The sequence below is a fragment of the Methylibium sp. Pch-M genome, from assembly GCF_004136295.1.
GTDB lineage: Bacteria > Pseudomonadota > Gammaproteobacteria > Burkholderiales > Burkholderiaceae_C > Methylibium > Methylibium petroleiphilum.
This window is the reverse complement of sequence record NZ_CP029606.1, coordinates 3,390,901-3,404,255: the sequence shown is the minus strand read 5'-3', so window position 1 is coordinate 3,404,255 and position 13,355 is coordinate 3,390,901. Positions and strand designations below refer to the sequence as shown.

Genomic DNA, 13,355 nt, shown 5'->3' with positions numbered 1-13,355 from the left:
GTCTCCTCGCTCCGAAAGCTCCTTGGATGGAGCCCGTTGTAGATTCAATAGAAACGATCGAAATGAAGCTGCCGATTCGGGACCCGAAACTGGAGCATCAGCATTTCCTGGAGCGCCTCGGTCATCGGCGGAGGACCGGCGAAATAGAACTCGTAGCGATCGAGGTCCGCCCCGAGATGACGTGCCACGGCATCGTGGACATAGCCGGTTTCGCCACTCCAGGCAGATCGATCCCGCTGTGCACCGGACACCACGGCGCAGTAGCGGATTGCCTTCTGATACTGAGGAAGCTGGCGCAGCAGATCGTCGCCGCACACATCCCGCGGTTCGCGTGCCCCGTAGAAGAAGTGCAATCTGCCCGTTTCGAGCATGCCTGCAGCCGACGCACCTCGCGCAACGGAGACCATCGGCGCCAGTCCTGACCCACCTGCCACGCAAACGATGTCGCGACGAACGTGCTCACGCAGCGACGCGAGTCCATAAGGCCCATCGATCTCGACTTCATCTCCGATGCGCGACTGTCCGAAAAGCCACCCCGTCGCCGCGCCGCCAGGGACGCGTCGGATCTGAAAGTGCCACTGCCCGTCGACATTCGGCAGGTTCGACATGGAATAGGATCGAACGATGCCGGACTCTCCGAGGGCGACGCTCGCGTACTGCCCCGGAGAAAACTCGGCTGGGGAGTCCGTCGCGAATCTGAACTCGCGCATGTCATGAGTCAGATCCACGCTCGACATCAGGCGGGCCCGCCGCCGCCGGGGGCGATGCGCGGAAACGAACTCCGGAGAGCATCGGACCTTGATGGCAATGTCTCCCAAGGCGCGGCTCTGGCATCCCAGGAGTTGCTTGCGTCGCCTGTCTCGATCCGACAGCCCGGGAGCCTCCGGCCAAAGCGAGTGAACCTCCCCGCCGAGCAGCTCGAACCTGCAGCTGCCGCACCCACCCGAATTGCACTCGTACGGAAACCCGACACCCTCTCGCAGTGCAGCGCGAAGAACCGTGTCGTTCCCAACCTGCAGGACCGGCATCGGGACGCCGTCGATCCGAATGCGACTGATCATGGATTTCCAGCCATCCATATGCTCCATCCGACAATGCCGCGGCGATCCGAACGATCGATCGGATCAGAGATCCAGTGACCGACGGAACTCTCTCGTGGCGGCCCTTGCCTCCGAGGCAGCGCTCGGGGCGTCCGGCAAGGCACCGCAGAAGGCGTCGATCGCGGCGTCGCCCAGGGGCTCCCACTTGCCGACCCAGGCCCTCAGGACTTCTCGATTCCCGGGCACGGCATTCGCCATGCGCACAAGCGCGGTGGCCCACCGTCGATGCCTTGCCCCGTCGAGCGCCTGAGCGTCCGTCAGCATCCCGAGCAGGGTGTCCGAGTTGTGTCGTCCCACGTCTCCGAATCGACGCAGCAGCGACTCCTCGATCGCCGGTTTGGCGACCAGATTCAGTGCGACGAAGGCCTCGCCCCAGTCCCATGCGACGAGAACTTTCTCCATCAGCTCTCGCATGCCTTGCCAAGCCGGGTCTTCCTCCCAGTACTGGCGCTCGTCGACCCCGAAGCCCTTGCCGACGAACGTCCTCGACAGCTCCTCGGTCCTGTATGCGGTGTGATGGACCCAGCGCAGCGAGTCCGCGGCCTGGAACGCGAAGCAGTTCGAGATCGTGCTCGCAGGTGCCATCTGCATCGCGTAGGCGGAGGCCATCTGCAAGGTATGGAAGACGTACCTGCTCGGGGCCAGCAAGCGAGCCAATGTTCCGGCCCAGGCCGGGTCGAGCCCCTTGTCATGCTCTCGTTCGCTGAACTGACTCAGGACGCTGAAGACATAGGTCTCCTGTCCGTCCTGCAGCAGGTTGTAGGTTCTGTAGACCAGTTCGTCTGGATCCCGGAAGGCGTTCCAGTCATCGCAGGTCAAAGGGCTTTCGTTCCTGTACTTCCTGTACCAGCGCGACATGAACATGTCGGGATCCAGCTCGAAAGGAGCCTGCGCCTGGCGGTCGCTGTAGTGCAGGCCGACGGAGACGATCTCGTACTCGCTCGGCTTGCGCCGGCGCCCTGCCAGGTGGCTCCATGTCCTGAGGGGCTTGAGTGTCTCCGGTTGATTCATGTCCTGACCTTGTCGATTGACGGCATTCAACATTCAGAGATGCCTGCTGTAATAGAACCGTATGTGCTCCGACGAGATCTCGATGCGTCCGGCGAAGGACGAGAGATCCACCTCGATGTCGCGCATCCTGAAAGGGCGCCCGAGCATGTCCTCGATCGTTGATCGGCGTATCACCATCTCGCTTTCGGACTCCACGCGGACATAGGCCACCTTGTCATCGACGCGAATCTCCTTGTCCGGGTTGTCCAGTACCGCCGCTTCCGCGACGGCTCGTGCCAGTTCTCCTCGGCGCAGGATGGGGCCGACGGTGTTGTTGACTCGGTGTGGCGAAGCGTCGTTGCCGGTTTTCTCTTGATCCACGTTCGTACGCTTTCTGATCAGGCACGAGCAAACAATGGCGTGACGCCTTCGGTATCGACATGGACTTCATTGCCGTCGATCCGTATCGGATAGCTGGCCAGCCTGCAGCCGCCGGGATTGATCCCTTCGCCCGTGCCGGCATCGAAGATCCATTGATGCGCACGGCAGATCAGGTGTTTCCCATCGAACTTTCCCTCGGCCAACGGGATGTCCTGATGCGGGCAGGCGCCCTGATACGCCCGGATCGCTCCCCCCTCGATGCAGACGACCACCAGCTCGTGCCCGTCGATCTCGTAGGCGTTCATCTCGCCTTCCCAGAGATCATCGGTCGTGCAAATCCTCGTATATGCCATTCAGAACCAGCCTCGCGAAAAGATGTCAGCCCCGGATCATTCCCAGAAGACTTCGATGCATTCAGTCGGATAGAGACCGCTGTCCTCGACGCTCATGTCGCGAGGAAAGGAATCACCCGTACCCTGGCGTCGCACACGAAGCACCATTCCGGGCCTCGACATCACGCGCTTCCCGAGGGAGTGCCTGGCTGCGGATGCCGCCACAACATCCATGGAATCCGCCGAGTCCACGGCCAGCAGTTGCAGAACGAAGTCCCCTTGAAACTTCGACGTCAGAGGAAACAGCGCCACTCGAGGCCTCCCAGACTGATGAACGGATGTGTGCGTCCCTGGCGGGAAGCAGGGCCTTCGGGGCGCTGCCCCAGGGGAACCCAGGCAATGCGCTAGGCGCGGCTTCTCTCGGGGGCCCGGTATGCCTCGACCCAGGCGTACGAATGGGCGTCGTCCCCGATCTCCCCGGGAGCCAAGCCCATGTAAGCCAGAGCGCCGGCGAGATTCGGAGGCTGGATATCCCCGGCCAGGAACCGATCAACGATGGAAAGATGGCCCTGGTATCGGGACGGTTCCTGCTCGAAACACCACTTGCAGCCCTTGGAACAGAAGTGATACCACCGGCCGTTGTGCTGAAGCGGGTGATCGGTCACCTTGTCCGGGGCCGAATTGATCGGCAGGTTGCACATGTTGCATACCACCGGGAGCGTTTCCGGGTAGGTCTTCTCTCGTTCGTGATTGAGAAGGTTCTCGGCGATCACGTCCCATTGCTCGCCCCATCGGTCATTCCACCCGGGGTACTTCTCCTCGAGCCAGGCGCGCTCCGATGGGGTCACGCCGGCAGCCGGATTCCACCAGACGGTCGAGCGCCAGAACCAGACGCCGAGATGCATCCCGTGATGCTGGTCATCGAGTTCTTCCAGGAAGAGATCCCAGTACCAGGGCCGGTCCAGTCCCAGGTCGAGGATCGATCGTTCGAACTGTCCGACGATCCACTCGAGCATGAATTCCTTGAAGGACTGCTTGCGATGCTCCAGCGGCGTGTAGTAGTCCATCATCGGTCCCGTCAGGACCGAGAAGAGCTTCCACGATCGCCAGAAGGCGATGTCGATCATCCTCTGCGCCTCGTCCTTCTTGCCGTTCGCAAGGAGAATCGGGATCAGCGGGCCGCCGATCTGCGCATGACGTGACTCGTCGGTCTGCAGGCTGGAGATCAGGTTCGAGAAAGTCCAGTCCCCTGCTTCCGCGGCATCAGCCGCCAGTCCCAGGAACTGCATGTTGGTGAAGCCGGTCTCGAAGGCGAAGGTCAGCATCAATCCGACACCGACCGCACTCCGCGTGTTCATGATGTCGTCGAACATGTGGCGCGCCGCGATCGCCGCCCACTCGTTGGTGCTGTATGCCTTGAAGGCCCAGTCGAACTGACGATCCTTCGGGCAGTACTCGTGAGGAAAGAACAGCTGGATCTGGCCATGGCGAATCTCATCCAGCATTCCCAGCGTCGCCATGTTGCGCTGACCGGGAGCCTTGGCGAATCGCGCCATGCGGGACTCTGCCGATGCCGCGGCGTACTCGGCACGTGCGATGGCACCGTAGTGCGCCTTCAGGACGCTGAGCCACCCCGGGTCGGCCCGCTCGAACATCTGGCTGCGCTCGAGCGCGGCCTTCACCGAGTAGGCTCCGGCGTCCTTCTCTCGCTGAGTCTTCACGTACTCCGGATACGTGACCTTGTAGGGCTCGTCGTACTTCTCCCATTCCGACATCGGGATGCCCATGTCACCCGAGAGCTCGGGGGGAAACAGTTCGGCCTCGGCAACATAGGAGGGCGTCCAACTCGTCGAACGAGCCAGGTCGTACCAATCCAGCCTCTCGAGCATGCCCATTTCGTCTCCGTCGATTGGGCCGCAGCGCGTGGTGCCGGCCCTGTTCTGATGACCATCCTTCCGACCCGCTGACCGGTCATCCGGTTGGCCGTCGATGGGGATCATTCTTGTTCGTCACATCGCGAAGTGAAACTGGCAAATGGTTCAACGGACCTATACTTTGGTTTAGTTTCAATCCAATTTAATAAACCATAAACTATCCACGCAAAGTTCCCCGGAAGGGCATTTCCTGAACCTCCGCATGCAGAGTGAGCAGAGCCATGGCCGACATCTCCATAAACCCACGTCAGTCGGATTCTCTGTGTGTGCGCAATGTGCAGTTGCATCCGGAAGACAGCGCGAGCACGCGACGGGAGAAGCTTGCGAAGATCGTTCTCGACGAGCTGTACGAGTTCGTCGGACTGCTCGACGCAAACGGGTTGGTCCTCGAGATCAACCGGGCCGCACTGGAGGGTGCGGGTATCGAACTTGCCGCCATCTATGGCCGACCGTTCTGGGAGACGCGCTGGTGGGCTGTTTCTCAGGAAACGCGCGAACTCCAGCGGGATCTGGTTCGTCGAGCAGGCCGCGGGGAATTCATTCGCTGCGACGTGGAGATATTCGGCCAGGCGGCCGGTGAGGACACGATAATCGTCGACTATTCCCTGTTGCCGATACGTGATCACGAAGGAAAAATAGTATTCCTGCTCCCCGAAGGTCGGAATATCACGGACAAGAAACGAGCCGAAGCCGAGATCGCGAGAAAGAACGAGGAACTCCAGAGGCTGCTCGCCAGGATCCAGCTTCTCGACAGCACGAAAAGCACGTTCTTCGCGAACGTGAGTCACGAACTGCGCACACCCCTGTCGTTGATCCTCGGACCGACGGAGTCACTTCTGTCGAACGGAACGAATCTCTCGGAAGCCCAGAGACAGGATCTCGAGGTCGTTCACCGCAATGCGTCGACACTCCTCCGGCACGTCAACGCGCTGCTCGATCTGGCGAAGGTCGACGCCGGGAAGATGGTCCTCAATTTCGTGAGGATCGATCTGGTTTCATTGATCAGGGCCGCCGCCGCTCACTTCGACGCCGTTGCGCGGCAGCGATCGATCTCCTACTCGATCGAGACGCCGACGATGCTGGTCGCGGAGGTCGATCCGGAGAAGATCGAGCGCGTGGTTCTCAATCTCCTGTCCAACGCCTTCAAGTTCACGCCATCGGGCGGGCGGATCCGCTGCACCCTCGAGCTCATCAGCGACGAGCGCGCGCTGCTGGTGGTGCAGGACAGCGGTCCGGGGATTCCGATCGAGTCCAGGAGCGAGATCTTCGAGCGCTTTCATCAGTCGAAGCCGTTTTCCCCGGACACGCAGGGAACGGGACTGGGGCTCTCCATCGCCAAGGATTTCGTGGACCTGCACGGAGGAACGATCTCCACCACCGACGCGCCGGGCGGTGGCGCCCTGTTCCAGATCGAGATACCTCGCCACGCGGTCCCGGGCACCTACGTCAGGATCGCCACGGACGATCCCTACGAATCGACCAACGACGTGCCGGCCGAGGAGCCCGTCAGGCATCTCGAAAGGCCGAAGGACCTCGCCGCGGCTTCGAGGCAGGAGAACCTTCCCACGATCCTGGTCGTCGAGGACAACATCGACATGATGCGTTTCATCACCGAAACGCTTCGAGACAACTACAGGATCCTCTGCGCGCGAGACGGATCCCAGGCACTGGGGATCGCGCTTTCCGCCACGCCACCCGACGTCATCGTCACCGACCTCATGATGCCCGTCCTGGATGGAGATCAGCTGATCAGCCAACTGCGTTCCCGCAGGACTCTTGGCAACATCCCGGTTCTGGTGCTTTCCGCCCGTGCCGATGACACCTTGAAGCTTCGGTTGCTGGCCGAGTCGGTCCAGGACTACGTGACCAAGCCTTTCTCGCCGCATGAGCTGCGCGCGCGTGTCCGCAATCTGGTGATGATGAAGCTCGCGCGCGATGCGCTGCAGATGGAACTGACCAGTCAGAGTGACGACATATCCCTGCTCACGCGCCAGCTGATCGACGATCGACGGTCACTGCAGAAGAACCACGCCGCCCTCCGCGAGTGGGAGCAACGGTGGAGAGCGGTCTACGAGAATTCTGCGGCGGGCATCGCACTGACCGACATCGAGGCGCGCGTCATCGCGGCGAACCCGGCGTTCCTGAGAATGCTGGGTTACTCCGAAGAGGAGCTCAAGGCCACCTCCCTTCTCGAACTGACGCCGGAGGAAGATCGCGAATTCACCCATGCAAGGATCAACCAGCTCGTCGACGATGGTTCGGGCGACTATCACGTCCAGAGAAGGTACCTTCGCCGGGACGGAAGCTACCTCTGGGCCAACACCAGTGTCTCGATCGTCCCCGGCCGGGAAGGGGTTGAACCCATGCTGGTCAGGGTCGTGGAGGACATCACCGAGCGCAAGGCCGCCCAGGATGCCCTTGCCGAGGCTCGAGTCGAGCTTGCCCGTGTGGCGAGGGTGACGATGATGGGTGAGCTGGCGGCGTCCATCGCGCACGAGGTCAACCAGCCGCTGGCGGCGGTTGTCGCCAATGCCCAGGCCTGCACGCGCTGGCTGGCCGGGAACCCCCGAAACGACCGCGAGGCACGGAAGGCAGTCGATCGCATCGTTCGGGATGCGAATCGCGCCAGCGAGGTCATTGCAAGGATCCGAGGATTCCTGCGAAGAGACGATCCGGACAGGGTCTTGCTGCATGTCGCGGACGTCATCACCGAGGTCTTCGACATGGTTCGTGATCTCGCGGACCGTGCTCGCGTGTCACTGCAGTTCCAGGCAAGGTCGGCACTGGACCCGACGTTCATCGATCGGGTTCGGATGCAGCAGATCGTCCTCAATCTCGTCATGAACGGCATCGAGGCCATGAGCTCGGTCGGTGATCGTCCCCGCGAGATGCTCGTGGAGGCCTACGACGACGGCAACGAGAACCTCGTCATCGAGATCCGCGACAGCGGCGTCGGCTTCACACCGGACATGGCTGACCGGATCTTCGATGCCTTCTACACGACGAAGCCCTCCGGGATGGGCATGGGACTGAGCATCAGCCGGTCGATCGTGGAATCCCAGGGCGGACGGCTCTGGGCACGCGTGAACGATGATTTCGGGGCGACCTTCATCTTCAGCATGCCCATCGTCCGGGCTTCATGATGGATGGCCTGTCGTCCCCGGTGGTCTACGTCGTCGATGACGACCTCTCGGTGAGAGAGGCCCTGAGCAGCTTGATCCGGTCGGTTGGTCTGCAGGTCGAGACCTTTTCCTCCGCCACCGAGTTCCTTCGATACCAGCGGTCGGCCGCAACAGCCTGCGTCGTCCTGGACGTGAGAATGCCAGGCCTCAGTGGCATCGATGTCCATCACGAGCTGAAGAAGCGCCTGGACTCCATTCCCGTCATCTTCATCACGGGACATGGCGACATACCGATGGCGGTCCGGGCCATCAAGTCGGGGGCGGTGGAGTTTCTTTCAAAGCCGTTTCGCGATCAGGATCTCCTGGACGCCATCGGACAGGCCCTCGAAAGAGATGCCGGCGAGAGGTTGGAGGCCGATCGACTGCGGGCGCTTCGAGAGGCCTATGAGACCCTCACACCACGCGAGAAGGAAGTTCTTGCATTGCTGATCGGCGGCGGACTCAACAAGCAGATTGCTGCCAGGCTGGGTGTCGCGGAGGTCACCATCAAGGTCCATCGACACAACATCATGAAGAAGATGTGCGTCCGCTCGATGGTTTCCCTGGCCCGGATCTTCGAGGAACTCGCCATCTAGGGGAGAGGGCCGCACAACGCGATCGATGGGTCGGAACTCTGCGCGAACGCTGGAGTGCGCGCCGTACCAGGGGTGCAAGGGAAAAGGTGACGAGCCCGACCCCGGCACTGGAGGCTAACGGTTAGGGCTGCTTCGTTCCCGACCTGACCCGGTTGGCCGCGCCCCCATGCGGGGAGGCCCGTCACCGACGATTGTAGGCGACCGGTCGCGCGTCCCGGACCCGACGAGGGAAAGACCGTCAGCGCAGCTGCAGGTCGTCGTCGCCGAAGCGCACGCCGATCGGTTCGATCAGCAACTGCTTGGGGCCTGCCTCGACCGTGCCCGCGACCCAGGCGGCAACGCCCTGCTGGTGCGCGACCTCGACGGTGCGCTGCGCATCGGCAGCCTTCACGAACAGCGCGAAGCCGGCACCCATGTTCAGGGTGCTGTAGGCCTCGCGCGCGTCGTGGCCGGCGTGCTCGGCGATGAAGCGCAGCACCGGCGGCACCGGCGGTACGCTGTGGATGCGGTAGGTGTGGTTGGCCGGGTGGCGCAGCAGCTTGCGCCAGCCGTGGCCGGTGATGTTGGCGCTGTAGTGCGGCACGATCTGCGCGTTCCACAACGCCTCGGTCACCGGCGAGTACAGCGTGGTCGGCGCGAGCAGCGCCTCGCCATAGCTCAGGCCCGGCGCCACCTCGGTGAGGTAGCCCTGCGGCAGCCGCTCGACCAGCTTGCGCGCCAGGCTCAGGCCGTTGGCATGGATGCCGCTCGACGCGAGCAGCACGATCGCATCGCCCGGTGCCAGCGCATCGCCGACCGACAGCCGCGACTTCGGATTGATCAGCCCGGTGCAGGAGGCCGCGAGGTCGATGCGGCCGGCCTCCACGATGCCGGCCAGCGCCGGCGTCTCGCCGCCGCCCCAGGCCACGCCGCAGGTGTCGCAGGCCTGCTTCCAGCCGGCCACCAGCGCCTGCGCGCGCTGCGCATCGCCGAACCATTCGCTGCCGCCGGCGGCCCAGTAGGCCTGCACCACCAGCGGCGTCGCGCCGACGGTGATCAGGTCATTGATCGCCATCGCGATGGTGTCCTGCGCGATGCCGGCGTAATAGCTGCGGCCGGTCAGGGCCTTCATCTCGTCGGCCACCAGGGCCTTGGATCCCAGGCATTCGACGATGCTGGCCAGGTAGAACGGCCCGACGTCGACCACGTAGGCCGACTCGCCACGCGACGCCGCCACTTCGCCGAAACCGTGCGCGGCGAGGTTCTTCGCGGTGTCCTTGGCGGCACGCTGCGCGGCCACTTTCAGCGGGTCGATCAGGTCGTAGTTGACGCCGGCCTGTTCGTAGCTCAGCGGGGTGGGGGTGGGCGTGGTCATGATCGGCAGGGCAGGGGCCCGAGAAGCGGGTGGCGCGGCGCGGGCAGACCGCGGATTCGCGTCGATTATCCGGCACCCCTGCGGCCGGGGGCTTCCACCCCGGCCGGTAAACTGCCGGGCATGAGCACCCTGGTCCTGGCCCGCAAGTACCGTCCACGCCACTTCGGCGAGATGGTCGGCCAGGAGCATGTGGTGCAGGCGCTGGCCAACGCGCTCACCTCGCAGCGACTGCACCACGCCTACCTGTTCACCGGCACGCGCGGCGTCGGCAAGACCACGGTGTCGCGCATCCTCGCGAAGAGCCTCAACTGCACCGGGCCCGACGGTCAGGGCGGCATCACTGCGCAGCCCTGCGGTGTGTGTCCGGCCTGCCGCGACATCGACGCCGGCCGCTTCGTCGACTACACCGAGCTCGACGCGGCCTCGAACCGCGGCGTCGACGAGATCTCGCAGCTGCTGGAACAGTCGGCCTACAAGCCGGTGGTGGGGCGCTTCAAGGTCTTCATGATCGACGAGGTGCACATGCTCTCCAGCACCGCCTTCAACGCGATGCTGAAGACGCTGGAGGAGCCGCCCGAGTACCTCAAGTTCGTGCTGGCGACCACCGACCCGCAGAAGGTGCCGGTCACGGTGCTGTCGCGCTGCCTGCAATTCAACCTGCGGCCGATGGCGCCCGAGACGGTGCTCGCGCACCTGGAGCAGGTGCTGGCGGCCGAAGGCATCGCCGCCGAGCCGGGAGCGCTGCGGCTGCTGGCGCGCGGCGCGCACGGCTCGATGCGTGACGCGTTGTCGCTCACCGACCAGGCCATCGCCTTCGGTGCCGGCACGCTCCAGGAAGCCGGCGTGCGCCAGATGATGGGCGCCGTGGGCCGCAGCCATGTCTATGCGCTGATCGATGCGCTGGCGGCCGGTGACGGCGCCGGCGTGGTGGCCACGGCCGATACCCTGCGCGCCGAGGGCCTGTCGGCAGAGGGTGCGCTGGAGGAGATGGCGGTGGTGCTGCAGCAGCTCGCGTTGCTGCAGGTGCTGCCCGATGCGCTGGACGCCGCCGATCCCGACACCGCGGCACTCGTGCAGCGCGCCGGCCTGCTGCCGGCCGACGAGACGCAGCTGCTCTACAGCATCGCGCTGCACGGCCGCGCCGAGCTGGCGCTGGCGCCCGACGAATACAGCGGCCTGGTGATGGTGCTGCTGCGCATGCTGGCATTCAGGCCGCCGGGTGCAGCACGCGCCGAGACGGTGGTGCGACCCGGCCAGGCCACGCCCGCAGCGGCGCCGCGTGCCACAACGGCCCTCGTGCGCGGCCCGGCGCCTGCCGTGCCGCTGGCCCGTTCGCCGGCAACCGCGAGCCTTGCCGTGGCGCCTCCGTCCAAGGCGGACCCCGTGCCGATCCGTCCGCCTGCGCCGCTGACGGCCAAGAGCCCGTCCAGCGTCCCGCCATGGGAGGAAGACATCCCGCTGGCGGAAGAAATGTCGCAGCCCCCGGCGACGATGGCACCGCGCCCCGCACCCCCGACCGCCGCGCGCGACGATGCCGCTGATGGTCCTGCGCCGACCGAGATGACCCGCGGTCCGCTCGGTGACCGCTGGGCCGCCCTGGTGCGCCAGCTGATCGATGCGAACGCGATCGCGGCGCTGGTCCGCGAGCTGGCGCTGCAGGCCGAGTGCGTGGCCATCGATGCCGGCGAGACACGGCTGCGGCTGCGCGTCGAGCGCGAGAGCCTGCGCAACCCGAACCATGCCGAACGCCTGCAGGCGGCACTGGCCACGGCGGTGGGTCACGCGGTGGTGCTGGACGTCGAGGCCGGCGTGGTGAACGACACGCCGGCGCGGCGCGATGCGGCGGCGCGCGAGCAGCGCCAGCGCGAGGCCGAGGCGCTGATCCACAACGACCCCCTGGTGCTGCAGCTCACGGCGCAGTTCAAGACGGCCCGCATCGTGCCGGGGTCGATCAAACCCGTCTGACCTATTCGAACCACCGGAGAACGACATGCTCAAAGGACAACTGGCTGGCCTGATGAAGCAGGCGCAGGCCATGCAGGACAACCTGAAGAAGGCGCAGGACGAACTGGCGCTGATCGAGGTCGAGGGCCAGTCGGGTGCCGGGCTCGTGAAGGTGCTGATGACCTGCAAGCACGACGTCAAGCGCATCACCATCGATCCCAGCCTGCTGGCCGACGACAAGGACATGCTCGAGGACCTGGTGGCCGCGGCCTTCAACGACGCCGTGCGCCGCGCGGCGGCGACCAGCGAAGAAAAGATGGGCAAGCTGACGGCAGGGATGCCGCTGCCGCCGGGCATGAAGCTGCCGTTCTGATGGCTCCCCCCCGTTGCGGCTGCGCCGCTCCCCCTCGAGGGGGCGACGCTGGCGGGCCGGCGGAGCCGGTCCCGCGGCGTCTGCTCGGTGGGGCGGTGGCGTGCGGCCATCACCGAACCGAAGACCGTTCGTGGTGATCGAGTCGTTGTTGTATGGCTGCGTCGTCCTCGCTTGATGCCCTGACCGAGGCCTTGCGCCGGCTGCCGGGCGTGGGCGTGAAGTCGGCGCAGCGCATGGCGTATCACCTGCTGCAGCACGACCGCGAGGGCGCGCTGCGGCTGGCGCGCGCGCTCGAGCAGTCGGTCGCGACGGTGCGGCACTGCGACCGCTGCAACACCTTCACCGAGGCTCCGGTGTGCAGCACCTGCCTCGATCCGTCACGCGAACGCCGGCAGTTGTGCGTGGTCGAGACGCCGGCCGATCAGGCAGCGGTCGAGCGCAGCGGCAGCTACCACGGGCTGTACTTCGTGCTGATGGGGCGGTTGAGCCCGCTCGACGGCATCGGGGTGCACGACATCGGACTGGAGAAGCTGCTGGCGCGTGCCACCGACGGCGAGGTGCAGGAACTGATCGTCGCCACCAACTTCACCGCCGAAGGCGAGGCCACCGCCCACGTGATCGCCCAGGCCCTGAAGGGCCGAGGCCCGAGCGTCACGCGGTTGGCGCGCGGCGTGCCGGTCGGCAGCGAACTCGAGTACGTGGACCTGGGCACCATCGCCCATGCATTGAGCGATCGGCGCTAGGGCCAGTGCCGGCGTCGACCCGAACCGGAGACGATGCGATGACGACGATCCTGCTCCTGAGCGTGCTCGCCGCTGCGCTGATGCCCATCGTCTGCGCCGGCATCGCGAAAGGGGGGCGCCTCGGCACGCCGCGCGACGAAGGCGGCTTCGACAACCATGCGCCGCGCGAGTGGCTGGCGCGGCAGAGCGGCTACCGGGCGCGCGCGAACGCGGCGCAGGCCAACTGCTTCGAGGCCCTGCCGTTCTTCGTGGGCGCCGTGGCGATCGCGCTGACGCTCGGGGCGCCGGCCGATCGCATCGGCATGCTGGCACTGATGTGGGTGGGACTGCGCGCCGCCTTCGTGGCGTGCTACCTGGCGGACCGCGCGATGCTGCGCTCGGCGGTCTGGACGCTGGCGCTCGCGGTCAACATCGCGATCCTGTTCACGCCGCGCGGCTGAGGCTCGC

Annotated in this window: 13 protein-coding genes, 1 other RNA gene and 1 pseudogene; 6 read left to right on the top strand and 9 right to left on the bottom strand. The window is 65.1% G+C overall.

The annotated features are described in order from the left end of the window. Positions 1-44: 44 nt before the first annotated feature. The 7 genes and pseudogenes from C1M51_RS16400 to C1M51_RS16375 all read right to left on the bottom strand — a co-directional run bounded on the left by C1M51_RS16400 (position 45) and on the right by C1M51_RS16375 (position 4,698). Positions 45-728 carry an FAD-binding oxidoreductase gene (locus C1M51_RS16400; protein WP_242500057.1) on the bottom strand — a complete coding sequence of 228 codons (684 nt, stop codon included), beginning with the start codon at positions 726-728 and terminating at the stop codon, positions 45-47. Between the two features lie 150 nt (positions 729-878). Continuing rightward, a pseudogene (locus C1M51_RS19295) lies at positions 879-1,028 on the bottom strand (2Fe-2S iron-sulfur cluster binding domain-containing protein); the annotation flags it as partial. A 96-nt stretch (positions 1,029-1,124) separates the two neighbouring features. Next, positions 1,125-2,111 carry an aromatic/alkene monooxygenase hydroxylase subunit beta gene (locus C1M51_RS16395; protein WP_129452236.1) on the bottom strand — a complete coding sequence of 329 codons (987 nt, stop codon included), beginning with the start codon at positions 2,109-2,111 and terminating at the stop codon, positions 1,125-1,127. Positions 2,112-2,144: 33 nt separating this feature from the next. Further along, positions 2,145-2,471: an MmoB/DmpM family protein gene (locus C1M51_RS16390; protein WP_129451471.1), complete on the bottom strand. Its 327-nt coding sequence runs from the start codon at positions 2,469-2,471 to the stop codon at positions 2,145-2,147. A gap of 17 nt (positions 2,472-2,488) precedes the next feature. Further along, positions 2,489-2,824 carry a Rieske 2Fe-2S domain-containing protein gene (locus C1M51_RS16385; protein WP_129451469.1) on the bottom strand — a complete coding sequence of 112 codons (336 nt, stop codon included), beginning with the start codon at positions 2,822-2,824 and terminating at the stop codon, positions 2,489-2,491. Between the two features lie 36 nt (positions 2,825-2,860). After that, the gene (locus tag C1M51_RS16380) at positions 2,861-3,115 is read right to left on the bottom strand and encodes a toluene-4-monooxygenase system B family protein (RefSeq protein ID WP_129451468.1); all 255 of its coding nucleotides are present in this window, start codon (positions 3,113-3,115) and stop codon (positions 2,861-2,863) included. 92 nt (positions 3,116-3,207) lie between these two features. After that, the gene (locus C1M51_RS16375; protein ID WP_129451466.1) at positions 3,208-4,698 is read right to left on the bottom strand and encodes a YHS domain-containing protein; all 1,491 of its coding nucleotides are present in this window, start codon (positions 4,696-4,698) and stop codon (positions 3,208-3,210) included. A gap of 260 nt (positions 4,699-4,958) precedes the next feature. On the opposite strand from C1M51_RS16375, the gene C1M51_RS16370 reads away from it, so the two are divergent. Together C1M51_RS16370 and C1M51_RS16365 are read left to right on the top strand one after the other, a co-directional pair. Continuing rightward, the gene (locus tag C1M51_RS16370) at positions 4,959-7,880 is read left to right on the top strand and encodes an ATP-binding protein (RefSeq protein ID WP_129451465.1); all 2,922 of its coding nucleotides are present in this window, start codon (positions 4,959-4,961) and stop codon (positions 7,878-7,880) included. Continuing rightward, positions 7,880-8,494: a response regulator transcription factor gene (locus C1M51_RS16365; protein ID WP_051511930.1), complete on the top strand. Its 615-nt coding sequence runs from the start codon at positions 7,880-7,882 to the stop codon at positions 8,492-8,494. The genes C1M51_RS16370 and C1M51_RS16365 overlap by 1 nt, the downstream gene beginning before the upstream one ends. An 85-nt stretch (positions 8,495-8,579) precedes the next feature. Here C1M51_RS16365 and ffs read toward each other — a convergent pair. Together ffs and C1M51_RS16355 are read right to left on the bottom strand one after the other, a co-directional pair. Next, positions 8,580-8,677: signal recognition particle sRNA small type (gene ffs / locus C1M51_RS16360), an RNA gene on the bottom strand. Positions 8,678-8,732: 55 nt separating this feature from the next. Next, positions 8,733-9,848 (bottom strand): AIR synthase-related protein, encoded by a 1,116-nt coding sequence (locus C1M51_RS16355; protein ID WP_129451463.1) that lies wholly within the window; start codon positions 9,846-9,848, stop codon positions 8,733-8,735. Positions 9,849-9,968: 120 nt separating this feature from the next. Here C1M51_RS16355 and dnaX point away from each other — a divergent pair, with 120 nt between their 5' ends. From dnaX to C1M51_RS16335, 4 genes are all read left to right on the top strand, one after another. Next, complete coding sequence (gene dnaX, locus C1M51_RS16350) at positions 9,969-11,813, top strand: DNA polymerase III subunit gamma/tau (protein WP_129451461.1); 1,845 nt, start codon at positions 9,969-9,971, stop codon at positions 11,811-11,813. 25 nt (positions 11,814-11,838) lie between these two features. Further along, a complete protein-coding gene (locus tag C1M51_RS16345) occupies positions 11,839-12,165 on the top strand; it encodes a YbaB/EbfC family nucleoid-associated protein (protein ID WP_011830121.1) in 327 nt (108 codons plus the stop codon). A gap of 152 nt (positions 12,166-12,317) precedes the next feature. Next, complete coding sequence (gene recR, locus C1M51_RS16340) at positions 12,318-12,908, top strand: recombination mediator RecR (RefSeq protein ID WP_129451459.1); 591 nt, start codon at positions 12,318-12,320, stop codon at positions 12,906-12,908. 38 nt (positions 12,909-12,946) lie between these two features. After that, the gene (locus C1M51_RS16335; protein ID WP_129451457.1) at positions 12,947-13,348 is read left to right on the top strand and encodes an MAPEG family protein; all 402 of its coding nucleotides are present in this window, start codon (positions 12,947-12,949) and stop codon (positions 13,346-13,348) included. Positions 13,349-13,355: the final 7 nt, after the last annotated feature.